Raw genomic sequence first — 22,625 nt, 5'->3', positions numbered from 1 at the left:
CGACGGGATCGAGATCGACGTGGTCGACGGCGACGACCGGGCACAGAGACGTCCGAACCGCCAGTGCCCTCACTCGACGGCGATTCCGGCGACGGTCCCGGGTTCGAGCTCGGCGGTGACGGTGCCGTCGCCGTCGACGCTCACGTCGAGGTCGTCGGCGGTGAACTCCTCGGCGTTGTCCGCGTCGACGACCAGGTCGGCGTCCTGGCCCTCGAAGAGCACCGACGCCTCGACGTCGTCGGCGGTGGTGTCCTCGACGGTGAACTCGACGGTGTGGGCGGCGCGGGTGTCGAGGTTCGTCGCGGTGACGTACACCTCGCCGTCGTCGTCGACGGAGGCCGACGCTCCGACGAGGGGAAGCTCCCCGTCGTCGACTTCGCGGGTCGGGGTGTCGATGGAGGTGGTGACGGCCTCGTTGCCCTTGTGGGGGGCGTACAGGTCGTAGACGCGGTAGGTCGGGCGCGCGAAGGCGTCGTCGCCCTGCGTCTCGACGAGACACTGGAGGACGTTGACCGTCTGGGCGATGTTGGACATCGTCATCACGTCGGCGTGGTCGTTGAAGATGTCGAGTACCGCGGCGGCCGACAGCGCGTCCAGCACCGTGCCGGGCTGTTCGAGGCCGGTTGCGGGGTCGGCCTCGGTGTGCCAGGCGCCCCACTCGTCGACGATGACGCCCACGTTTTCGGTCGAGGCGGTCGCCTCGATGGTCCCGGCGATGCGCTCGACGTGGTCGTCCAGCGCGAGCGCGCCGGCGAGGAACTGGTCGTAGTCGTCGTCGTCACCGTCGAGGATCGACATCGTCCGTCCGTAGTAGTGATGCAGGGTGAGATGGTCCATCTGCAGGTCGGACAGCCAGATACCGTCGACCATGTCCTCCATGAACCGGCGGTTCCACTCATGATTCGAGAAGCCACAGCCGATGAGTTCGAGGCCGTCGTCGAGCAACTGCCCGTCCATCGAGCCGATGTAGGTGGCGAACTGACGGTACTCGCCGGCGTACTGTTCGGGCCCCATGTTGCCGCCACAGCCCCAGTTCTCGTTGCCGATGCCCCAGTAACGCACGCCGTAGGGGTCTTCGTGGCCGTTCTCGCGGCGGCGGTCGGCGAGTTCGGTGTCGCCGTCGTAGTTGCAGTACTCGACCCAGTCGGTGGCTTCCTGCGGATCACCGGACCCGACGTTCACGGCCAGATACGGGTCGGTGCCGAGGCGCTCGCAGAGCCCCAGGAACTCGTCGGTGCCGAAGCGATTGGACTCCTCGGGGACCATCTCGCGGCCCTGCCCCCAGAAGAGGTTGCGCCGCCGGGGGCGCTCCTCGACGGGGCCGACGCCGTCTTCCCACTGGTAGTCGTCGGCGAAACAGCCGCCGGGCCAGCGGAGGACGGGCATCTCCAGGTCCTCGAGCAGGTCCACTACGTCCTCGCGGAACCCCTCGGCCTCGACGGAGTCGTCCGTGTAGATGCCGTCGTAGATACACCGACCGAGGTGTTCGGCGAAGTGCCCGTGCAGTTCGGGTTCGATACGGTCGATACCAGCCTCTGTGTGGACTGTCACGTGGGCGTTTGCCATACAGGCGTATGATATTCGATAGCGGTAGCATAAAACGATCGGTCGATGGAGCCGAGAGGGCGCCCGCGGCGGTCGGAGATGGGTCTCCGTCCGGGCCGAAGCGTCACCGTTCGGGCCGGGGCGTCTCCGTCCGGGTCGGTGGCTCCTGCCCCGACGTTGCGTGTCTCCCGGGTCGCAGGTGGAATCGGGCCGGCCGCTTACAGCTGCTCGACGGTGTTGGTGAGGACGCCGATGTCCTCGATCTCGATGCTGATCACGTCGTCTTCCTCGAGGGACACGTCGTCGGGAACCATGATCGACGTGCCCGTCAGCAGGACGCTCGCCTCGGGGACCTCGTTGTAGCGAGTGTAGTAGTCGACCAGTTCCTCGCAGCTCCGGACCAGCTCGGCGGTCGAGGTTTCCTCCTCGAAGACCGTCTCGCCGTCGCGCTCGATCGACATGTGCATCTCCAGGTCGAGCGGGTCGCCGACCGTCTCGCCGGTGGCGATGCAGGGGCCGATGGCGCAGTTCTTGGCGTAGATCTTGCTCTGGGGCAGGTACAGGAGGTTCTCCCGCTCGATCGAGCGGCTACACATGTCGTTGCCGACGGTGAACCCGACGATCTCCTCGTCGTAGAGGACGATCGTCATCTCCGGCTCGGGGGCGTCCCACTCGGAGTCGCCGCGGATCCCGACGCGGTCGTTCGGGCCGACGGTCCGGCTCGGAGTCGCCTTGAAGTACACCTCCGGCCGGTCGCCCTCGTAAGCCTCCAGGTAGGACTCGGCGAGCCCGCCCTCCTCCTGGCGGGCCTCCTGGCTGATGGAGTATGTGACGCCGGCCGCCCAGACTTCGTCGGGGTCGATCGGGCGAACGAGGTCGTCCTCGACCGACTCGAGTTCGATCGTCGGCGCTTCCCCTATCAGCCCGCGGGCCACGTCGTCGACCGTCCTGTCGGTCAGCGACGCGGCCGACGCGAGTTCGAGAAACGACGTCGGCTCGGCTTCGGTCTCCGAGAGATCGTACGCAGCCGAGTCGTCCGCTGCGATCAGTGAGACGGAGCCGCCCCCATCGCTACGATAGTAACGCATACTCCCCCATCGTGAGTTCTAGATTATAAACCTTGTTATCGAATCGGTTTCACTTTCGGCGGATCGGCGGCCGGGCACGATACGTCGGCCCGCTGGGTGGTCGGTCGATCCGGCCGCGCCGTCCGACGATATCGGACGAAGTGATACGGGACGGCGAGGCGAGTCGCTCAGGTGTGCTGGAGGTTGACTTCGATGATGTTCGCGGTGCTGAGCACCTCGGAGGGGATCGCCTCCTCGAAGCGCTGGCCGTTCATCCGACTTTTCGGCGCGGAGACGCTGACACCGCCGACGACGCTATCGTCGGTCGTGATGGGCGCGGCGACGCAGCGGACACCGTCGACGCGCTCCTCGTCGTCGATCGCGTAACCGCGCTCGCGGATACCCTCAAGTTCCGCCTCCAGCGTGTCGCGGTCGGTGATCGTCTCGGCGGTCACCGGTTCGAGGCCGTGCTCCTCGACGATGGCGTCGCGCTTCTCCGGCGATAGCTCTGCGAGGATCGCTTTACCCATCGCCGTCGTGTGCAGGTCGACCTCCATCCCCTCGTAGGTGTCCAGATACACCGATTGGGAGCCCTTGACCTTGTAGAGGAAGATGCCCCGTCCGTTCTCCTCGACCATCAGGTTCGCGTGCTCGCCGGTGTCGCTCGCCAGCTCCCTGACTTCGGCTTCGGCCACCTGAAACAGCTGCGAGCGCGCGCGTGCCCGACCCCCGAGGTTGAGAAAGCGGACGCTCACGCGGAACTCCCGTCCGTCCTTGACGAGATAGCCCGCGTCCGCGAGCGTCTTCAGGTGGTCGTGGACCGTGCTCTGGGGCTTCTCGAACTGCTCGACGACCTCCGAGAGCGTCGCGCCGCCCATGCCGTGGACCGCTTCGACGATATCGAGACTCGTCGCGGTCGATTTGATGGGCGGGTCGCGTTCGGCGTGCATACCGATCCTACGGAACCGAGACCTCATTAATTATCCGGCATCGTCGGATAGTCCGCGCGTCGTGGTGACGCATCACGGACCGGTGGATTTAATATATTGCTCGGGGGCTACCCAACTATGTCGGACGTAGAAATCACCGACGTCGAGACGCACCTGGTAGCCAACCCGTGGAAGCCCTGGGTCTTCGTCCGCCTGCACACCGACGCGGGCGTGACGGGGCTGGCCGAGGCGACGACACACGACAAGCCCCGCACGGTCGCGGCGGCCATCGAGGAGATGTCCGATTTCTTCGTCGGCCGGGACCCCTTCGACACGGAGTCGCTCTGGCTGGAGATGTACCGCGACGAGTGGTTCTCGAAGAACGTCATCAACACCACCGTCGTCTCGGCGGTCGACATGGCCTGCTGGGACATCAAGGGCAAAGTGCTGGACACGCCGGTCTACGACCTGCTGGGCGGGCCGGTCCACGGCAAAGAGCTGCGCGCCTACGCCAACGGCTGGTACACCGACGCCGACGGCGAGCCGGAGGGCTTCGCCCGGGCCGCCGAGCGCGTCGTCGACGACGGCTACGACGCGATGAAGTTCGACCCGTTCGGGACCGCCTGGCAGTCGATGACCACCGAGGAGAAAAATCACGCCGTCGACATCGTCGGCGCCGTCCGCGAGGCCGTCGGTCCGGACGTCGAGCTGCTCATCGAGTGTCACGGTCGCTTTTCGGCGGCGCAGGCGGTCGACATCGCGAAGAAGCTCGACCAGTTCGACCCGGCCTGGTACGAGGAGCCGTGCCCGCCGGACTCGATCAACAGCCTCGCCGAGGTCGCCCGGAAATCCCCCATCCCGGTCGTCACCGGCGAGCGCCACATGACCAAGTACGACTTCTACGAGCTGGTCACCCGCACCGACATCGACGTGTTCCAGCCCGACCTGATGAACACCGGCGGCATCACCGAGGGCAAAAAGATCGCGGGCCTCGCCGAGGCCGACCACGTCGACATCGCGCCGCACAACCCGCAGGGACCGGTCGCCGGCGCCATCTACTCCCATTTCTGCACCTCCATCCCGAACTTCCGCATCCAGGAGATGTTCCAGACCTACGACGAGGACTGGGTCGACGAACTGCTGGAGGACCCGCTGAAGGTCGAGGACGGCTACGTCCAGGTCCCCGAAGGACCCGGCTTCGGTATCGAACTCGACATGGACGTCGTCGAGGAGCACGAGTACACCGAGGACGCGGTCCACACCATCGACCTCTGGGAGGACGACTGGGAGAAGCGCGCCGACGAACTGCGGTAACTCGCGGTTCTCCGGCTCGCTCTCGGATACATCGGCCGTCCGTCCCGATTCCGTAGCAAACTGCGACACTCGCTTTTACTCGACGTTCACCGTCTCGCCCGATTCGGCAGCCTCGTGGATCGCGGCGATCGTCTCCATGTCCACGAGCCCGTGCTCGCCGTCGGCGTGGAGAGGTTCCGCAGCGAGCACTCGCTGGGCGAAGTACTCGAACTCCTCGGCCATCTGGTCGACGCCCTCCGTGTCGAATTCGACCGTCTCCCCGTCTCGCTCGACCGTCAGCTGCGTCTCCATGTGGAAGGCGGGTTCGAGGACGACCCGGCCATCGGTGCCGACGACCTCCAGGCGCGTGTGGTCGGCGCCGCGCTGAGAGGAGGAACAGGCGGCGTGGGTGCCGTCGTCGAAGACGACCGAGAACGTCGCCACCTGGTCGGGCACCTCGCTGAACGCCTCGTGGGGGGAATCCATCGTCGATTGAACGCGGACGGGGTCGGCGTCGAGGAGGAATCGCGCGGTGTTGAGCGGGTAGATCCCCAGGTCCATCACGGAGGTGCCGTAGCCCGTCAGATCGGGGTTCAGCCGCCACTGGTCGGGGTCGTCGATCATCTCCAGGAGCGGCTGGGAGTTCTCCCCGTTGACGAGGACGGGCTCGCCGATGGCACCGTCGCGGATCAACTCGCGCGCCCGCCGGACCGCGGGCTCGGTGTGCATCCGGTAGGCGACCATCAGCGGTACGTCCGCCTCCTCGCAGGCGGCGACGAGGCGCTCGGCGCGCTCGACCGTCGCCTCCATCGGTTTCTCGCAGAGCACGGCTTTCCCGTGTTCGGCGGCCGCCTCGACGTGTTCGAGGTGGGTCGCGTTGGGCGTGCAGACGTAGACGGCGTCGTAGCCGTCGGAAGCCTCGCCGTCGGCGAACTCGTCGTACGTCAGCCCGTGTTCGACGGTTTCGTACTCGCGGCGAACGCGGTCGGTCTTCTCGGTCGAACCACTGACGACGGTCGTCGTCACGCAGTGCTCTGTCGTCTCGATCGCGGGCAGGACGAACTCCGTCGTCCACCACCCGACGCCGACGAGCGCGAATCGCAGCCGGTCGTCCGTATCCGTTCGCCAGTCTCTCGGCTCGTAGTCGAAGAGCGAACTCGACATGACGTACGAGCCTCCGCCGCGAGTGGACATAACTGTGTCTCTCCTCGCTCCTCCGGTCGTCCGTCCCGCCCCGTCCGGTTATATCGGACTGCTCTGTTCCAGCGCCCGTGAGGCTGGTTCCGAGATTACACAGATAGAACCGTAATTTCGGTACCGTCTCGGACCGGTACGGACGAACACGGGCGTGAACCCCCATTCATAGCTCCCGGGTGGCGCTCTTCCGGCGTCGTCCGGCCGATCCATCGGCGGCCAACACGTCCGGCGACGGTACGTGCAGGGACCAGCGTACGCCCGAGCGGCTCGAACCGTCGCGTATCGAGCCTTCGAAACGTCCTTCCGATTATATCGGTCAAGTGTGGTCCGGGGTCGAATAGCGCTCCGAACAGCGACGACTACCCCGTCCGTTTCATACCCTGAAACGATTTGCGTCGCGAGCGCGAGATCGTGAGGGTCGGATGTCGAGAAATTACAGCGATAGAATCGGAAGGGATCGCCGCTGTGCTGGTTTCGGGGCGCGCACGCGGTCCGTCTGGACTGGATCGGGACGGGTGGTTTCCCGCGCTTATTTCACAGTGTGAAACGGACCGTGTCGTCCGGCGGGCCGGACGGGTGAGAGCGACCGACCCGCACACTGTTGTGTGCAAAAATTTATGTACTATCCGTGGAACGGTGAGACGTATGCGGGATAGTACCAACCTGCGCGATCAGCTGTCACGTCGTCAGTACGCACAGTTGCTGGCCGGAATTGGGACGGTGGGCCTGGCCGGGTGTCCGTCGGGAGGCGGAACGGATTCGACGGACGAGCCGGGGGAGACGGACGACGCCGCGGTGACACCGACCGCGACGCCGACCGGTGAGACGGAGGCCCCGCCCGACACCGACGCCGACACCGACAGCCCGACGCCGCTGGGCGAGCCCGCAACCGACGTGGTCCGGGTATTTCAGGCCAACTCCCCCGACGTATTCGACGCGAACGTCTGGGCGCCCCAGGACAACACGACCGGGGTCGCGTTCATGACGGACCTCCAGGCGGTGCGGAACGTCCACACCCGCCAGATGGCCTACAGCGGCGTCGAGTTCGAGACGCCCTGGAAGCCCCGGACCGACAGCGTCTCGGTCATGACCTGGTACAGCGGGTACGAAGTCGACGCGCCCTACGACGTCTACGAGTCCCATGACGACCGGGCGACCTACTGGAACGGCGACCCGCTCGACGCCGACGCTCGGGAGACGCACTTCCACGTCGACTACTTCCAGGCGGGCAACAAGTTCACCGAGGACACCGCCTTCACGCAGGAGGCGGCCAGCCAGTGGGAGTACCACTGGTGGAACACCGACGGGAGCGACGGGCTCCCGGACGACGCCCAGGCCCAGCACATCCTGGCGTCGCAGGCCGCGCCCAACGACGGCGACATGCCGATCCACCCCGACTTCACGCAGCCGTACCTCGAACAGTATCGGGACGCCGGGACCGCGGACGCCGTCTCGGCGGTGACCGACGACCTGGTGAGCGACCGCATCTCGCTGCAGCGGCTGCTGGAGAACGGCTGGGGCAGCGGTCCCTACGAGATCCGCTCCGAGGACGGCATCGGGTCGGCGGAGCTCACGTTGCATCTGCGCGACGAGGCCGCCGCCGAGGCGGGCGACACGGTCGTCGCCCATCCCAACGCCGCGAACACGAACGTCCCGAAACTGGCGATCCAGTGGGGGGACGGCGAACGCCGCCAGACGCTGGCGAGCAACGGCGCGATCGACCTCAACGGCAACATCGTCGCGCCGAACGGCCTCTACTCGCGGGAGACGCTGCCCGACCACATGCAGGAGTTGACCCGGTGGCTCCGCTCGGAGGGCGGCGACAAGTGGCGGCTCAACTGGAACAACCCGCACCTCCAGAACCTCTGGGTGCGTCGGGCGCTGGTCGCCGCCGTCGACTGGACGGCGGCCGGCGCGAACGGCTGGGGCGACGCGCGGTCGGTCCCCATCGAGAACCACACGTACATGCTCGACGCCCAGTCGCAGTCGGTGTTCTCCGGCGAGTTCCTCGATAGCCTCCACTCGTGGCCGATGGAGTCCGACACCGAGGCGGCCGCCGAGTACCTCCGACGGGGCGGCTACAGCAAGCAGGGCGACCAGTGGGTCGATCCCAACGGGAACCCCGCGGCGATCGACGTCATCTTCCCCTCCGCTATCGCCGACTACGCCGGCGCCGCCCAGACGATCCGGGCGAACCTGGCCGAGATCGGGTTCGGCATCAACTTCTCCAGTCAGGGGTGGTCGACCTGGTCGAACAACCTCAGGGCCGACAACGGCCTCAACTACGACAGCTCCATCTTCTGGCACGGCTACGGCGAGCCGTTCGGCTACTACAACTCCAGCGCCGGCTGGGTCTCCGGGTCCCTCGTGATGGGCAAGGCCGGCGCCCCGGCCCAGCGGGTCGACCCCGATACGGAGGTGGACGCCCAGGGCAAGCCCCTGCAAGTCGAGATTCCCTCGGAAGTCGGCGCCATCGAGGCGCCCGACGAGGCGGGGATCGACCCCGACCTCTCGGACGGCGAGGAGATCAACCTCGCCGGCATCGTCCGCGAGATCCGCGAGCCCGGCAAATCCGAAGCGGAGATCCAGGAGCTGTACCGCAAGTGCGCCCGGTACTACAACTACTACCTCCCGCACTTCGTGTTCCACCAGTACAACTGGGGCGCCTGGGGCAACGTCCGGGACTTCGAGTGGCCCGACCCCGGCCACCGCGGCTTCGACTTCGAGCGCGGCTTCGGCATCAGCACCGCCATGATCCTCGGCGGCCTCGTCGAGGCCAGCTACGACACCGGGTTCCAGCCGCCGGAGTGAACTCGCGGCCCCGTCGAACCCCGCCGACCCGACACCGGATTCCGGTCGGCCCGACAGCGCACCGCCGACGAACCCGCCCGATCCCCGGTCGCACGCGACCGCCGGATCGTCACTCGGACCCGGTCGACTGCGGTCTCGATCACGGCGGAACCGGGTCCCGAACCGCTCCTTGTTACTATCTCCGAACAGCGACTGTTTTTATCATAAGTTCGTTAAGTGTTCGAAATATCCAGATTAGACTCACTTCGGCGTATTTTCGCCACGAAAACGCGTATCGGCCTCTTTAGACCTTCTGAACGGCCTCAAAGAGTAAAGAGTAGATGCCACGTCCACTACGACCATTTGGTGCCCACATAGGAATTATGAGGCCAAAAACGCTTTTGAGCGTATAATTCGGGAACTTTGGATGCTCACGGATCTCTCGCTAGATCTCGTAGTAATGAATTCGACATGTATTTTAATCCGGTAGGAAATCGGCTAGCGTCAGTGTGGATCAGCCGCCGTAGTCGCGGCCGGCGGCGGCGGTGTCGAGGTCGCGTTCCTCGGCGTCGATGCCGATTTCGTCGAGGGCGGCGCGCATGTGTTTCGAGGCGACGAACTCGGCGCCGTCGTCGACGCGGTGGGCGTGGGCGCGAGCGAGCACCTCGCCCCGGCGGTCGTCGGGGATCGCGAACTTGTCGGCGACCAGTTCGACGGTCAGGCCGTTGTTGTCCGCGGTGTACAGCGCGTGGAACGCGCCGCGGTCGTACTCGTCGGCTGGGTAGCCGGCGTCGCGGAGTCCCTCCCGGATGTCGGCGACGCGCCGGTGGTCGATCCGGTAGGCGACGTGGTGGACGTCGCCCCGGTCGGCCTCGAGGTCGTCGGTCGACTCGCGCTCCTCGGAGACGAACGCCGTGAGCAGTCGGCCGTCCCCGGTGTCGAAGTAGAGGTGGGTCAACTCGCTGCGGTCGAGATTGGGTTGTCGGAGCACGAGGGGCATGCCGAGGATGTCGCGGTAGAACTCGACGGTGTCTTCGACGCTCGTTCCCTCGATGGTGATGTGATCGGTGCCCTGAACGCCGACGACGCTGTCGGATCGCTCGGCGTCCACGGGCGGCTCTGAGGTGTCGGTCACGACGTGCGAGGGTACGGGTGAACCGGCAAATACCTTCGGAACGCCGGGCGACCGGACGACCGACCGGGCGCGTCTGCTATCGGTCGTCCCCCTCGAAGCGCTCGAACGCGCCGACGACGACGGCGACGGCCTCGCGCTCGGGCACGTCGCGGACCGAGTATTCGGTCGGGTAGGCACCGGCGCTCCGGTAGGTGTCGGGCTGTGCGATCGTCCGGCGGACCGTCCCGGTGTGGTTCCGAAGGAACTCACGCGTGACCATCGGTTCGACGAACGAGAGTTCGCCAAAGCCGTCACCGCCGTCGGCGACCCCCCAGATGAGCGTGTTCGTGAACGCCCCGCCGTCGTGCTCGGGCGCACTCGGGTCGAACAGGTGCTCGCCCATGTCAGTGATGACTCGCGCGGACTCGTCGGGCGGTCGCACGTACCCCTCCGGGACGTACCGTTCGGGGAGCGAGTACTCGGGCGCTCGCGGCCCGTCGATCTCGTCGACCGCCTCGGGCGGGCGCATGTGGAAGTGCACGTCGAAGTGCGGGACGGTCCAGACGCCCGCCGGTGGGTGACCCCCGGGGTTCCAGTTGAACCCGAGGAAGGTGATCGGCGTGTCCGGAGCCGACGGGAACGGCACGAAAAACTGCAGCGACCACTTCGTGTGGATCGCCGCCGCACCCCCCTTCGAGCCGTACTTGTCGTCGAACTCCCCCTCGCCGGCCGATTCGAGCGTCCCTGCCGACGGAAGCCCACGGAGCGCGTCCCGCTCCAGCAGGACACCGTGCGAATCCGTTCCCCCCGACGGGTCGGCCGTCGTGAACGTCGTCACCGTCCCCTCGCCGAGATCCACTTCCCTCCCCCACTCGGTCCGCTGCTCCGGCGGGAACGCGCGCTCGGCCGTCTCCGCCGGTGTCTCACTCCCGCTCGATACTGTCCGTGTCGCCGCCTCGGTCGCCGTCTCCGTGTCGCTCGACGCCGTTCCGCCGGCACAGCCGGCCGCCAGCGCGGCCGTCCCGACCGCGCCCGTCCGCCGGAGAATCCCGCGTCTGGTCCATTCGCGTGTCCCGTCGGTGTCGTTCGTCATCGGTTGTCACACCGATAGACTGTACGATCGATAGACATAAATTCGCTGTCGTGACGAGAGTGCCACCGGGGAACTCGCCGAGACGGGGGACTTAAGCGCCGATCCGCACAACGTGCGGGTATGACGGCCGAAAGCGAGCGGGGAGACCGGCAGTTCGCGTTCGACTACGCCCCCGGTGAACTCCGGTGCCGTCGGGGTGCGGCCGGGGATCTGAGCGAGTTGCTCGGTGCCCGCGACTGCGACGACGCGCTCGTGGTCACCGGTGCGAACGTCGGCGCCAACCGCGACGTGATGGACCCCGTCGAGGCCGGCCTGGGCGACCGTCTCGCCGGCGTCTTCGACGAGACGACGCCCGAGAAGTACCTGAAGACAGGACTCGACGCGGCAGAGCGCGTCCGCGAAGCGGGGATCGACGCCGTCGTCGCGGTCGGGAGCGGCAGCAGTCTCGACGTGGCGAAGGTCGCCAGCGCGCTCTCGTCGCACGACGACCTCCGGACGGTCGCCGAGCAGTCGATCGACGAGGGTGGGGTCGAAGTCGGCGAGGACCGCGACCCGGTGCCGATCGTCGCCGTCCCGACGACGCTGGCCGGCGCCGACCTCTCGGTCATCGCCGGCGTGAGCCTCTCGCTGGACCCCGGAGGCGTTCCCGACGACGAAATCCCCAACGGCTCGGTCGGCGACCGCCGGCTGATGCCGACCGCACTGGTCTACGACCTGGCGCTGTTCGAGACGACGCCGAAGGGCGTCCTCTGCGCTTCCGCGATGAACGGCTTCGACAAGGCCGTCGAGTGTCTCTACTCGCCGTATCGCACGCCCGTCACCGACGGGACCGCGATGCGCGCCCTGTCGCTCATGAGCTCGGGCTTCGAGACGCTGCCCGACGACGACATGGACGAGGAGAAGCTCTACGAGGCGGTCGCGGGCGTCGTCCTCGCGCAGTACGGCATCTCGACGCCCGACGCCTATCGCGCCTCGGTGATCCACGCCTTCGGCCACGGCTTCTCGCACGACTACGACGCCCACCAGGGCACCGTCCACGGCATCCTCGCACCGCACGTCCTCCGGTACGTCTTCGACGAGGTCGACGGCCGCCGCGGACTGCTCGCCGAGGCCTTCGACGTGGACGGCCAGGGCGCGACCGGCGAGGAACTCGCCGAGCGCGTGATCGAAGCCGTGGCAGCCGTCAGCGACGACCTGGAACTGCCCGACCGGCTCCGCGAACTCGACGGTCTCTCGCGCGAGGACTTCCCCGCCATCGCCGCCGAGATCCGCGAGGACAGTCTGATGGACGCCGCGCCGGAGGGCCTGAATCCTACGACAGAGGACATCGAGGGCGTTCTCGACGACGCTTGGTGATCAGAGGTAGTGGCGCGCGCTGTCGTCTCGGAATCGCCTGCGATTCCGAGGGCCGTCAGAGCTTGCTCTGACGTTGGCGCGCTCTCGTGCGCGCGACGGCACCGTGCGAGGGATGAGCGAGCCGAAGGCGAGCGAATCGGCTGGGGAGGTTCGTGGCTGTTTGCGGTGCCGTGCGGGGTGGTCGCGGTGCAGTTCCTGGCGGACTGAAAGGGCGAGACGCGCTCGCGTCCAGTTTAGTCGTCTGAGTGGGCCACTATCCGAGGTCGCGAAGCGACCGAGGATATCCCGCGCAGCGACCGCGAGCGCGTCGAGGGCTTTCATCGCTCGCTGTCCACAGTGAGTGCGGTCGTACCATCAGCTAGCGAGCGGGTCGAGGGCTTTCAGCGGTGTCCGTCGACTACTCCACGAAGGGGCCGCGCTGGACGATCGGCTCGCCGTGGGGTTCGCCGGCGATGGCAGCCAGGCGAACGCCATCGTCGCTCTCGACGGTGACGCGCGTCCCGTCGCCGATCCGCTCCAGCGCCGCGAACTCCTCGACGCCGAACGGCTCGCCGTCGACGGTTCCCGAGCCCTCGATCCCGTACAGGAAACCGGACCAACCCGCGGGCGGGTCCCAGGTCCACGACCCCTCGACCGTCACGTCGAGGTAGGTCACGTCGGTCGCGAGTTCGATCGGCGACCCCTCGCCGACGACGGTCGTCACCGTCGCGTCCCCGGCGTCTTCGGTCGGCAACTCCTCGGCGCTCACGTTCGCGAATCCGGGGTCGTCCTCTTTCCGGTCGCGGGGGAGGTTCACCCACAGCTGGAGGCCGTTGCAGGCCGCGCCGTCGGCCGGGAGTTCGGAGTGCTCGATGCCGCTCCCGGTCGTGATACGCATCGCGTCGCCCGGATAGGCGGTGTGGGATTCGCCCAGCGAGTCCTCGTGGACCATCCCGCCCTCGACCATGTACGAGACGATCTCGAACCCGCGGTGGGGATGGGTGTCGAAGCCCTGGTCGGCCGCGATGAAGAAGCGCTCGAAGACGACGAACGGATCGAGGTGGTCCCGCACCGGCGTCGGCATCACCCGATTCCCGCGCATCCCGCCCTGATGTGTGATGTCCGTCGTAGCCTGTACCTCGACGTCGCCGTCCGTGTCGTCGTCCACACTCATTTACCGCTTGGTAAAACCCGGGCGAACTAATACTCGGCGGTCGACGGCGAATCGTATTCAATACTATAAGATTTTTTAGGTAATGATGTACGCATCGTGAAGTTGTCTCTTGAATGCCGATCCGTTTACCTGCTCACGTATCGGTAGTTTATGATTGTACGAGTCATGGAATGAATCGAACGACAGCGACCGCACTCACCGGGGACAGCAAGCGATGAAAGCCCTCGGCGCGCTCGCTTGGAGTTGTTCTGACCGCATTCGGCAGTGAGCGTTGAAAGCCCTCGACGCGCTCGCGGTCGCTGAGACGGGATATCCGCGCTCTCGGCACCGCCCGCGCGGATAGTGCCCGCTCAGGCGACCACGCGAACGCGAGCGCGCCTCGCCCTTTCAGTCCACCAGGAACTGCACCGCGCCAGCAACCGCAACCAGCCACACACCTCCCCAGCCGATTGCGCTTCTCGCTCACGGCGTTCGCTTCGATGCTCATCCCTCGCCCGATGCCGTCGCGTCTGGCGAGAGCGAAGCTCTCGCTGACCCTCGCTCGCTTCGTCTTCGCGCGGCAACGCCGCGCGAACCGTCCGAGGGACCTTCGCTCCCTCGCTACTCACGAGGAAGACGAGACTCGCGACAGCGCGCGCCACGGTGGATTGCTACGTCCATTCGCTGAATCTACCGAACGAAGCTATAATATTCAAGATCTTACCTATTATAAAAATATTATACGTTCTCGAACGGGGCGCGAACTTCCGGGAGCCGCGGACTTACCTCGGGGGCGGCCGGGCGGGTAGCCATGAACGCCGACGGAAGTTCGCTGCCGCGGTGGCGCGGGTTCAATCTCCAGGCGAAGTTCATGGCCGACGACGAGGAGCGCTTCCGCGAGGAAGACTTCGAGTGGATGGCCGAGTGGGGCTTCGACTTCGCGCGACTGCCGATGGACTACCGCTGCTGGACGGGCGACGGCTGGCTCGACTTCGACGAGGACGCCCTCGAAGAGATCGACGAAGCGGTGGAGTACGGGCGCGAACACGGCGTCCACGTCAACCTCAACTTCCATCGCGGGCCGGGATTCACGGTCGCCGACCCGCCCGAGGAGACGGACCTGTGGACCGATTCCGAGACCCGGGACGTGTTCGCCGAGCACTGGCGTCGGTTCGCCGAGCGCTACGAGGGGATCTCCAGCGAGGAGGTGAGTTTCGACCTGATCAACGAGCCCGCCGAGACGAGCCACGGCGCCTACGCCGACGTGGTCCGCGACACCGTCGAAGCGATCCACGAGGTCGACCCCGACCGGCTCGTCGTCGCCGACGGGATGCGCTACGGCCGGGAGCCGGTGTTCGAACTCGCCGACACCGAGTGCGCCCAGTCGACCCGCGGGTACGACCCGTTCCCGCTCACGCACCACGAGGCCGAGTGGACCGACGTGAATCTCGACGAACCGCCGACCTGGCCCTACCTCGACGGCGCGGGGAAGGTCCACGACCGCGAGTGGCTGCGTGCGACCCGGATCGCCCAGTGGGAGCGGCTGGAGTCGATGGGCGTCGGGGTCCACGTCGGCGAGTGGGGCGTCTACAACCACACGCCCCACGACGTGACCCTCTCGTGGATGGAAGACGCCCTCTCGCTGTGGGAGGAAGCCGGCTGGGGCTGGGCGCTGTGGAACTTCCGCGGTCCCTTCGGCGTCCTCGACAGCGAGCGGTCGGACGTCGACTACGAGGACTGGCACGGCCACGACCTGGATCGGGAGATGCTGGAACTCCTTCGGGAGTACTGACTCGCGGACCGAATTTCCCCGGCCGGTAGCTATTTTCGCCGGTCCGCCCACCACCGGCCATGAGCATCGACCGCGTGGCCGTGACCGGCGGCAACGGGACGATCGGCGAGGCCATCCTCCGAGAGTTCGCCGACGCCGGCTACGAGACCGCCGACCTCTCCCGCGGCGACCGTCGCGAGGACGTGGCCGACAGCTACCGCACCACCGACCTGCTCGACGCCGGCGAGACCTACGGCTCGCTCGCAGCGAGCGGTGCCGACGCGGTCGTCCACATGGGCACGCTCCCCACGCCTGTCAGCCACCCCGAACACGTCACCTTCGAGAGCAACGCGATGTCGACCTACCACGTCCTCGAAGCCGCCACGGAACTCGGCCTGGAGGCCGTCGTCCTCCCCTCCAGCATCAACGTCATGGGCGCCGACTACCAGGACGCCCCAACGGACGTGCGCTATCTCCCCGTCGACGAGGACCACCCGCTCACGCCGCGGGACCCCTACGCGCTCGGCAAGCACACCACCGAGGTCCTCGGCGACGGCTTCGGCCGCCGCCCGGACGCGCCGCAGGTCGCTTCGCTTCGGTACCCCTGGGTCGCGACCGACGATCGACTCCGCGAGCGGATCGCCGGGACCGACCGCTCGCTGGAGGCGATCCGCAGGAGCGAGCGCTCGACGCTCTTCTCGTACCTCCACGTCGCCGACGCGGCGACGATCGCCCGCCGCGCCGTCGAGGCCGACCTCGACGGCCACGAGGCGTTCTGGGCCGTCGCGGCCGACACCTGCGCCGACGCCCCCTCGGAGCGGCTCGCTGCCGAGTGCTACCCCGACGCCGAAGTCCGCGGCTCGCTCGACGGTCACGAGTCGCTGATCTCGACGGACAAGGCCCGGGAGCTGCTCGGCTGGGAACCCGAGCACAGCTGGCGGGACTACTGAGTCGCCGTCACGAGCCCGTGCGAGCGGCCCGGAGCGGCCGCTGGGAGAACGAGGTCGGAGAAATCGAGCCGCGGAAATCGAGCCGCGGAGGTCGAAGACTACCGTGCGCTACCGGTCGGCGGCGGCCGCGGCGGTTCCGGTCTCGCTGCCGGATGCGCTCGAATCGCCACCGGAGCCACCGGCCGAGCCGCCCGCGGAGCTCCCGCCGGAGTCGGAGCCACCGCCGACGACGCCGCCCTCGTCGGGTTCACCGGAGCCGTCGGTCGCGTTCGTCGACTCGACGACCTCGACGGGGACGGTGATCGGGTCGGGGACGGAGTAGGGGGTGCCGTCCTCGTCGACGACCCACTCGACGCGGAAGGTGACGGTGTTGTTGCCCGTCGAGACGGTCTCCTCGCCGAAGCGGTCGGTCTCGATCCGCAGGGTCCCGACCTCGACCGACCCGTTGGCGGTCGACCCGTCGAAGGCGGTCGCGGAGGTGCTCGCCTCGTCGCGGCCGACACCGGCACCTATCGAGATGCTGGAGGCGTTGATGCGGAGGTCAAGCCGCGGCCGGATAGCCGGATCGCCCGTCCGGTTGGCCGACAGCGAGAGCGCGGAGATGCCGTTTTCGACGTCGGTCAGCGTGACGTTCGCCGCCGTCGTCCCGTCGGTGGGAACCGTCAGCGAACTCCGGTTGAGCGAGAGACCGATCTCGCGGTCCGTGTCCTGGGCGACGACGAGTCGCCCGGAGACGGCTCCACCGGCCTCGCGAGTGTCGACGCTCGCGACGGTGACCTCGTAGAGACCGGCATCGAACGCGGCCGCGGAGACGTTCAGACGGAGTTCGTCGACGTCGCCGACTTCGATGCGGGCGACCTGGCGGCCGTCGACCGTCTCGACGCCGTCGAAGCCGTCGACGGTCTCGAAGGCGTCGCGGAGTTCGCCGGTCGAAACGGACTCGCCGTTCGAGTCAGTCGCCGAGGCGTGGAGGACGTAGTTCGTGCGCTGGGAGTGCAGCGACATCGAGACGCCGTTCTCGCCGGCGGCCGCGTCGACGAACGTCCGGTTGGTTTCGAGGCGGAAGAAGTCCTGACTGCGAAGGTCGAACGCGGCGGCCGACCGGTCACCGGTGTCGACGGCCTCCCCGTCGTCGAGGACGACCGGATCGCCGTCGGCGTTCCGGAGGACGTACTCCCCGGCGGGGAGCGTCGCCGATTCGAGGACCGCCTCGCCGTCCGCGAGGTCGACCCGGCGGACGACGTGGGGGTCGAACTCGTCGCGCTCGCCGGGCAGGGCGAGGAGTTCGTAGGGCTCGTCGCCGGCGCTCGGGTCGGCAAAGCGGAGGTTCTGCCCGCGGTAGACCGTCTCGTTGGCGGTCGGTCCCGCGTCGGCCTCGAAGGTGTACTCGCCGTCGTCGCGGCGGGGCACGTCGACGGTCGTCGTATTCACCGTGTAGTTCCCGGCGAGCGCGTCGCCGATGCCGGCCAGCGTGACGGTGTCCTCGCCGAAGTGGGTCGCGGTCACCGAGCCGGTGAACGCGGCGGATTCGACGAAGCGCTGGGCGCCGTCGGCGCCGACGCCACGGAGCCGGACCTCCGTCTCGTCGTCGAGCGAGTACCCGCCTCGTTCGACCAGAAGGACGCCGCCGTCGCGGGCGGCGACACCCTGAACGTTCGCGCGGGCGTCGACGCCGTAGACGCGGCTCCAGCGGGTGACCCCGTCGTCGTCGAGGCGGCTGACCCAGGCGTTCGAGCTGAACTCGCCGCCGAAGGAGCTCTGAGTGCCCGCGAGGAGGACGCCGCCGTCGTCGGTCGTGACCGCGCCGGCGACGCGCTGGTCGACGTTCCCGCGGACCGTCGTGTTGAGTTCGACCGCGCCCGAGGCGCTGGTCCGCAGTACCCACGGGTTCGAGTAGCCGGTCGTCCCGGCGACGAGGAACCCGTCGTCGGTCGCGCGGAGCGTCGTCGGCTCGGCGTCGATGTCGTAGGTATCGGTCCAGATGGCGTCACCGCCGGTCAGTTCGGCCAGGCGGACGCCCTCTCCGTCGGGCAGCGCGTGGGCGATCGCGACGCCCTGGTCGGTCGCGCGGAGCGTCTCGCCGGTCGACCCGACGCTCGCGTAGCCGCTCGTGTCGAGGTCGTAGCGCCAGGTCAGGTCACCGTCGTCGGTGAGGTGGACGACCTCGGTGGTCGTCTCCGGCGGGTACGAGTCGGCCTGCGTCGGTCGCGTCGAGACGACCGCGTACACGTCGCCGTCGGAGCCGACTTCGATCTCGGCGATCTGGGTCGTCGCGTTCGCGGTCGAGAACGTCCGCTGCCAGACTGTGCGGTCGTCCTCGACGCGCACGATGGAGCCGTTGACCGTCTCGGGGACGGCGCGGACGCTGTAGTTCTCGGGCAGCACCACGCCGCCCGCGATCGTCGCGTCGTCGGTCTTCTCGATCGCCGTCGGGACGACGTCCCCGTACGGGCTGTTCGACTGAGTGTCGGCCGCGAGCGCATCCGAATCGGTGGACGCGTCCGCCGCTGCCGACGAACTGGAGGGCCCTGCGGCGGCCACACCGGCCGGCACCACGGCGACGAGGGTACCGACGACGACCAGTGCGGCCAGCAAGCAGGCTGTCGCTGTTCGTTCGCGAGGCATGTGCCCGGACAGACTCACCCACGTACCGAGTAGGTACCGCTTGCTCAAATAGCGCCTTTAGTCACCGCTTCGCACGCCCGCACCGGGTGCCCGGGCGAGCGACGGCGGAGCGCTCGTCTCGGCGGACGACTGCGACCCGCCCACCGGCGCCCAGGCGCCCGACGTTTTTACCCGTCGGGAGCGTAGGTGGGTACGTGCCAGTGGGATTCGAGCCCTCCGAGATTCCGTGTTACGAGGACGCCGACGAACGCGACGCCGCCTACGAGCGCGCCGAGCGCGAAGGGACGCCCTTCTTCGCCGTCGAGCGCTACGACGAGGGGTACGCCGTGACCTACGACCTGCTGCCCGCAGGGTGGGAGCTCTCGAAGCCCGCGCGGAAGGAACTCGACGAACGGCTCACACGCGAACTCGAGGCGGTCGTCGGCGACGAGTCGATCCCGACGAGCGAGGTGAGCAAGAGCGTCGGCGACTCGCTGGGGAATATCTCGCTGTTCGAGCGCAAGCGGACGGCCCGACGAGTCGCGGCCGTCGCCGCGCGCATCGCCCTCGACGAGAGTAACTGGGTCGAGGCCTCACCGCCCGAGGACGCAACCGGCGCAGAGTTCCGGCGGAACTGAACGGCTCGCGACGTGACCGGGGCGCGGCAGACGCTACTCCTCGCCGAGCGCGTCCTCGGCCCACGCTGCCGGGACGGCGAGCAACTGGTCGTCCGCCGTCAGGTCGTCGTTCGTCGCGAAGACGATCCCGTCGCCGCCCTCGACCGCCATCGGACCGCCCGAGACGTCGTCCCAGTGGTCGGTGACTTCGTCGGGGACGGCCAGGAATCGATCGTCGTCGACCGCCGTGCTGGCGACGTAGGTGACGCCGTGGCCGCCCTCGATCGGATCGAACCGTCCCGAGACGACCACCCGTCCGTCGTCGCGAACGCCCCAGTGGACCTCCCCGCCGAGCGGGAGGTACTCCCGATTGAACGCCTCCTGCGGGACCGGTACCTCGCTGCTGTGCTCGTCGAACGCGGCCTCGCCAAGCCGGTCGGAGGCGACCGATTCGGTGGGCTCGGCGTCGTCAGTTCGGCTCTCGTCGGACTCGACGTCGTCGACCGCGCCACCGGTTTCGCTCGCGTCGAGTGTCGCGTCGGTCCCCGTCTCGCTCTCGTCGGTCCCATCGACCGCGTCGTCGATGTCGGGGGCGGTGTCGACCACGTCCGAGGCCGCCTCGCCGCCGACGTGGTCGGTCCCGTTTCCCGACTCTCCCACGGCGTCGATGTCGGGGCCGGTGTCGACCACGTCTGACTGGTCGATGTCGATGCGCTCGCCGGTCGGCTCGCGGCCGGCCCGACGCTGGACGGCTGCCACCGCCAGCAGCGCGCCGCCGACGACCACCCGACCGACGCCCCGGGCGCGTTCGCCGGCGCGAAGCGATCGGAGTCCCCGGAGAACGGCTGCGCCGCCGAGGACGCCCGCCAGCGTCCCCGACTTCGCGTACTCCCGGACGCGCGAGGCGACCCCCGACGCTCGCTCGCCCTCGCCGTCGGACCGGCTCGATTGCTCGTCGCGCTCCCGCTCGGCCGTGCCGTAGCTCGTGTCTTCCCGGCTCATATCACGCCGTTGGAGCGCCGGTCGTAAATCCTCGCGGCCGGCGCCAGCGCGGGGTGGGTCAGTCCGACGCCGCCGGCTCCGGACCGCCGCCGTCACTGAGTTCGACCGCGCCGTTCCGCACGACGGGCGGGTGCCGGAACGCCGCCGTCGACGCCGCGTCGAGCGGTCGGCGCATCCGGATCGCACCCATGCGTCGGCCGCTCTCGAAGGAGGAGTCGGACTCGGTCTCGAAGCCCAGTTCGTCGTAGACGTGCCGGGCGGCGCGGTTGGACGGTTGGACGACGAGCGAGAGCGCGTCGCGGTCGGCGACGGCCGCCGCCGCGAGGACGTGTTTGCTCAGCTCGGACCCGAGCCCGCGGTCCTGGTAGTCCTGGTGGACGAAGACGGCGAACTCCGGTTCGGCCGCGTCGGTCGGCGTGTACAGCGCGTGGCCGACCGGTCCGTCCTCGCCCGTCACGACGAAGTTACAGCCGTCTTCGAGGCAGTCGTCGATCCAGTCTTCCAGCCGCGGGCGGTGGCGCGGCGGCAGTCCCTGGGCCTGCTCGCCCGGTGCGAAGTCGTCGTACATCTCGATCAGCGCCTCGCGGTCGTCGTCCGTCGCCGGCCGGACCACCCAGGCCTCGCCGGTTCGGTCGACGAAGCGCGGACAGCGCGGCGGGCAGTGCGCCGACCCCTCGCACTCCTCGGGCGCCCAGTACGTACACGTCCCGTCGGCGTCGGTCATAGACGAACGTCGCACCCACATCGGGGTAAAATGGGGACCGCGCTCTCAGTCGCTGGGAACGGGTCCGGTTCGGACCGCTGCCGTCCGGGACCCTCTATCGGGCCACCGCGTAGCAGTCGCCGCCGCTCGTGAACGTGAAGACGGTGTCGCCGGCGACGGCGGGCGCGCCGGGGGAACCGCCGAAGACCATGTCGCCGCCCATCACCCGGTTCCGAAACGGGCGGCGCCACCGCGGGGTGCCGTCCGCGCGGGCGACGGCGAGCAGTCCGTCGCCGTGGCCGACGTACACCGTGTCGTCGGTCACTGCGAGGTCGCCGAAACCGCGCTCGCCGTAGTGGTCGGTGGCGGTTTCGACGCTCGCGCCCGCTTGCGCCGGAGAGCGACGCCACAGTTCGGTCCCGTCGGCCGCTCGGCGCGCGACGAGGTCGCCCCCAGAGAGGTAGACCGTCCCGCCGGTGACCGCCGCCGAAAACTCCGTCTCGGGCGGTGCGATAGTCTCCCACCGTCGTTCGCCCGTCGCAGCGTCCAGCGCGGCGAAGGACCCCGGGGCCGTCTGGGCGTACACCGTCCCGTCGGCGACGGTCGGCGGACCGCGCGGCTCACCCGTGGTCGACCGGTGCCACAGGTCCGCTCCTCCGGGACCGAGCTTTCGGATCCCGGTCGGTTGGGCGACGTAAACGCCGGTTTCGTTGACGGCGACTCGACCCGTCTCGGCGTCGAGGCGCGTCTGCCACTCGACGGCTCCGTCGGCGAGTCCCACGGCCGTGACGCCCGGGTCGACGGGACCGCCCGAGAGGTAGACGACCCCGTCGCGAACCGTCGGTCGCGCCCATCCCCCCGGCACGTCGGTCGTCTCCCACAGTTCCGTCCCGTCCGCCGCGTCGTAAGCGACCGCGCCGACCTCGTCTTCGACGGGCTCGTCGAACAGTTCGCCGACGACGACGACGCCGTCGGTCACGACCGGTACCGTCGGGAACGTCGCGTCCGGACGACGGTCCCACCGGTAGCTCCCGTCGGCCCGGTCCAGCGCGTGGACGCCGTCGGCGCTCGGGACGAACACCGAATCCGTCGAGAGCACGACGGCGGAACTGATGTCCGGTGGGTCGACGGTGCTCACCCACCGGTCCGTGCCGGACTCGTCGGTCACCGTCCCCGAGACGTACCCGCTGTGGCGCGCGTCCCGCTGGTGCATCGGGACGGATCCGTCGCCGCCGGCCTCGGAACTGACCTCGTTTCGCGCCAGTTCGTCCGGGCCGCCGAGCCGTCGCAGTCGGGCACAGCCCGCCGCGAACCCGACCGCACCCACCCCCAGCGAGCGCAACAGCGCGCGGCGTCTCCGCATGGCCGTCACCAGACGGGCGGTTGTGAAAAAACCGCCCGGCAGATACCGGTGCAGGCGCCGGCCGACTGACTCGGCCGGCCGTCGTTCGGCGGTCGTTTG

At 68.3% G+C, this 22,625-nt stretch carries 17 protein-coding genes; 6 read left to right on the top strand and 11 right to left on the bottom strand.

What is annotated here, in order from left to right:
• Nucleotides 1–69: 69 nt before the first annotated feature.
• The 3 genes from C475_RS08040 to C475_RS08030 all read right to left on the bottom strand — a co-directional run bounded on the left by C475_RS08040 (nt 70) and on the right by C475_RS08030 (nt 3,562).
• Complete coding sequence (locus C475_RS08040) at nt 70–1,566, bottom strand: alpha-N-arabinofuranosidase (protein WP_006883313.1); 1,497 nt, start codon at nt 1,564–1,566, stop codon at nt 70–72.
• A 197-nt stretch (nt 1,567–1,763) separates the two neighbouring features.
• Complete coding sequence (locus tag C475_RS08035; protein ID WP_006883312.1) at nt 1,764–2,633, bottom strand: fumarylacetoacetate hydrolase family protein; 870 nt, start codon at nt 2,631–2,633, stop codon at nt 1,764–1,766.
• Nucleotides 2,634–2,800: 167 nt separating this feature from the next.
• Nucleotides 2,801–3,562: an IclR family transcriptional regulator gene (locus tag C475_RS08030; protein ID WP_006883311.1), complete on the bottom strand. Its 762-nt coding sequence runs from the start codon at nt 3,560–3,562 to the stop codon at nt 2,801–2,803.
• A gap of 117 nt (nt 3,563–3,679) precedes the next feature.
• Here C475_RS08030 and C475_RS08025 point away from each other — a divergent pair, with 117 nt between their 5' ends.
• On the top strand, nt 3,680–4,855 hold the full coding sequence (locus tag C475_RS08025) for a mandelate racemase/muconate lactonizing enzyme family protein (protein WP_006883310.1): 1,176 nt from the start codon (nt 3,680–3,682) through the stop codon (nt 4,853–4,855).
• Nucleotides 4,856–4,930: 75 nt separating this feature from the next.
• Here C475_RS08025 and gfo6 read toward each other — a convergent pair whose 3' ends face one another.
• Nucleotides 4,931–5,998: a D-xylose 1-dehydrogenase Gfo6 gene (gfo6, locus tag C475_RS08020; RefSeq protein WP_049930295.1), complete on the bottom strand. Its 1,068-nt coding sequence runs from the start codon at nt 5,996–5,998 to the stop codon at nt 4,931–4,933.
• A 678-nt stretch (nt 5,999–6,676) separates the two neighbouring features.
• On the opposite strand from gfo6, the gene C475_RS08015 reads away from it, so the two are divergent.
• A complete protein-coding gene (locus C475_RS08015; protein WP_049930292.1) occupies nt 6,677–8,842 on the top strand; it encodes an ABC transporter substrate-binding protein in 2,166 nt (721 codons plus the stop codon).
• A gap of 493 nt (nt 8,843–9,335) precedes the next feature.
• Here the strand turns inward: C475_RS08015 and C475_RS08010 are convergent, their stop codons facing one another.
• Nucleotides 9,336–9,956: a VOC family protein gene (locus tag C475_RS08010; RefSeq protein WP_049930291.1), complete on the bottom strand. Its 621-nt coding sequence runs from the start codon at nt 9,954–9,956 to the stop codon at nt 9,336–9,338.
• A 76-nt stretch (nt 9,957–10,032) separates the two neighbouring features.
• Nucleotides 10,033–11,028, bottom strand: a complete 996-nt coding sequence (locus C475_RS08005; protein ID WP_006883306.1) for a hypothetical protein — start codon at nt 11,026–11,028, stop codon at nt 10,033–10,035.
• A gap of 120 nt (nt 11,029–11,148) precedes the next feature.
• Between C475_RS08005 and C475_RS08000 the strand changes: the two genes are divergently transcribed.
• Nucleotides 11,149–12,384, top strand: coding sequence for an iron-containing alcohol dehydrogenase family protein (locus C475_RS08000; RefSeq protein WP_006883305.1), 1,236 nt, complete (start codon nt 11,149–11,151; stop codon nt 12,382–12,384).
• Between the two features lie 397 nt (nt 12,385–12,781).
• Here C475_RS08000 and C475_RS07995 read toward each other — a convergent pair whose 3' ends face one another.
• Nucleotides 12,782–13,537 carry a pirin family protein gene (locus C475_RS07995; RefSeq protein WP_006883304.1) on the bottom strand — a complete coding sequence of 252 codons (756 nt, stop codon included), beginning with the start codon at nt 13,535–13,537 and terminating at the stop codon, nt 12,782–12,784.
• 790 nt (nt 13,538–14,327) lie between these two features.
• Between C475_RS07995 and C475_RS07990 the strand changes: the two genes are divergently transcribed.
• Nucleotides 14,328–15,308 (top strand): glycoside hydrolase family 5 protein, encoded by a 981-nt coding sequence (locus C475_RS07990; RefSeq protein ID WP_006883303.1) that lies wholly within the window; start codon nt 14,328–14,330, stop codon nt 15,306–15,308.
• 59 nt (nt 15,309–15,367) lie between these two features.
• The gene (locus tag C475_RS07985) at nt 15,368–16,237 is read left to right on the top strand and encodes an NAD-dependent epimerase/dehydratase family protein (protein ID WP_006883302.1); all 870 of its coding nucleotides are present in this window, start codon (nt 15,368–15,370) and stop codon (nt 16,235–16,237) included.
• A 108-nt stretch (nt 16,238–16,345) separates the two neighbouring features.
• Here the strand turns inward: C475_RS07985 and C475_RS07980 are convergent, their stop codons facing one another.
• Nucleotides 16,346–18,862 carry a hypothetical protein gene (locus C475_RS07980; protein ID WP_049930289.1) on the bottom strand — a complete coding sequence of 839 codons (2,517 nt, stop codon included), beginning with the start codon at nt 18,860–18,862 and terminating at the stop codon, nt 16,346–16,348.
• Between the two features lie 194 nt (nt 18,863–19,056).
• On the opposite strand from C475_RS07980, the gene C475_RS07975 reads away from it, so the two are divergent.
• The gene (locus tag C475_RS07975) at nt 19,057–19,479 is read left to right on the top strand and encodes a hypothetical protein (RefSeq protein ID WP_235728441.1); all 423 of its coding nucleotides are present in this window, start codon (nt 19,057–19,059) and stop codon (nt 19,477–19,479) included.
• Nucleotides 19,480–19,512: 33 nt separating this feature from the next.
• Here the strand turns inward: C475_RS07975 and C475_RS07970 are convergent, their stop codons facing one another.
• The 3 genes from C475_RS07970 to C475_RS07960 all read right to left on the bottom strand — a co-directional run bounded on the left by C475_RS07970 (nt 19,513) and on the right by C475_RS07960 (nt 22,526).
• The gene (locus C475_RS07970; RefSeq protein WP_006883299.1) at nt 19,513–20,460 is read right to left on the bottom strand and encodes a hypothetical protein; all 948 of its coding nucleotides are present in this window, start codon (nt 20,458–20,460) and stop codon (nt 19,513–19,515) included.
• 58 nt (nt 20,461–20,518) lie between these two features.
• Complete coding sequence (locus C475_RS07965; RefSeq protein ID WP_006883298.1) at nt 20,519–21,184, bottom strand: GNAT family N-acetyltransferase; 666 nt, start codon at nt 21,182–21,184, stop codon at nt 20,519–20,521.
• 94 nt (nt 21,185–21,278) lie between these two features.
• On the bottom strand, nt 21,279–22,526 hold the full coding sequence (locus C475_RS07960; protein ID WP_006883297.1) for a PQQ-binding-like beta-propeller repeat protein: 1,248 nt from the start codon (nt 22,524–22,526) through the stop codon (nt 21,279–21,281).
• Nucleotides 22,527–22,625 lie beyond the last annotated feature (99 nt).

The organism is Halosimplex carlsbadense 2-9-1 (genome assembly GCF_000337455.1).
In the GTDB taxonomy this organism is placed as follows: Archaea; Halobacteriota; Halobacteria; order Halobacteriales; family Haloarculaceae; genus Halosimplex; species Halosimplex carlsbadense.
Note: the sequence above shows the minus strand (reverse complement) of the source record. Positions and strands in the feature narration are given on the sequence as shown.

Coding starts and splice junctions, on each gene's coding strand:
- C475_RS08035 (WP_006883312.1), bottom strand. CDS start 2,633: ATGCGTTACTATCGTAGCGATGGGGGCGGCTCCGTCTCACTGATCGCA.
- C475_RS07970 (WP_006883299.1), bottom strand. CDS start 20,460: ATGAGCCGGGAAGACACGAGCTACGGCACGGCCGAGCGGGAGCGCGAC.
- C475_RS08030 (WP_006883311.1), bottom strand. CDS start 3,562: ATGCACGCCGAACGCGACCCGCCCATCAAATCGACCGCGACGAGTCTC.
- C475_RS07960 (WP_006883297.1), bottom strand. CDS start 22,526: ATGCGGAGACGCCGCGCGCTGTTGCGCTCGCTGGGGGTGGGTGCGGTC.
- C475_RS07985 (WP_006883302.1), top strand. CDS start 15,368: ATGAGCATCGACCGCGTGGCCGTGACCGGCGGCAACGGGACGATCGGC.
- C475_RS07990 (WP_006883303.1), top strand. CDS start 14,328: ATGAACGCCGACGGAAGTTCGCTGCCGCGGTGGCGCGGGTTCAATCTC.
- C475_RS08015 (WP_049930292.1), top strand. CDS start 6,677: ATGCGGGATAGTACCAACCTGCGCGATCAGCTGTCACGTCGTCAGTAC.
- C475_RS07965 (WP_006883298.1), bottom strand. CDS start 21,184: ATGACCGACGCCGACGGGACGTGTACGTACTGGGCGCCCGAGGAGTGC.
- gfo6 (WP_049930295.1), bottom strand. CDS start 5,998: ATGTCGAGTTCGCTCTTCGACTACGAGCCGAGAGACTGGCGAACGGAT.
- C475_RS08005 (WP_006883306.1), bottom strand. CDS start 11,028: ATGACGAACGACACCGACGGGACACGCGAATGGACCAGACGCGGGATT.
- C475_RS07995 (WP_006883304.1), bottom strand. CDS start 13,537: ATGAGTGTGGACGACGACACGGACGGCGACGTCGAGGTACAGGCTACG.
- C475_RS07980 (WP_049930289.1), bottom strand. CDS start 18,862: ATGCCTCGCGAACGAACAGCGACAGCCTGCTTGCTGGCCGCACTGGTC.
- C475_RS08040 (WP_006883313.1), bottom strand. CDS start 1,566: ATGGCAAACGCCCACGTGACAGTCCACACAGAGGCTGGTATCGACCGT.
- C475_RS08025 (WP_006883310.1), top strand. CDS start 3,680: ATGTCGGACGTAGAAATCACCGACGTCGAGACGCACCTGGTAGCCAAC.
- C475_RS08000 (WP_006883305.1), top strand. CDS start 11,149: ATGACGGCCGAAAGCGAGCGGGGAGACCGGCAGTTCGCGTTCGACTAC.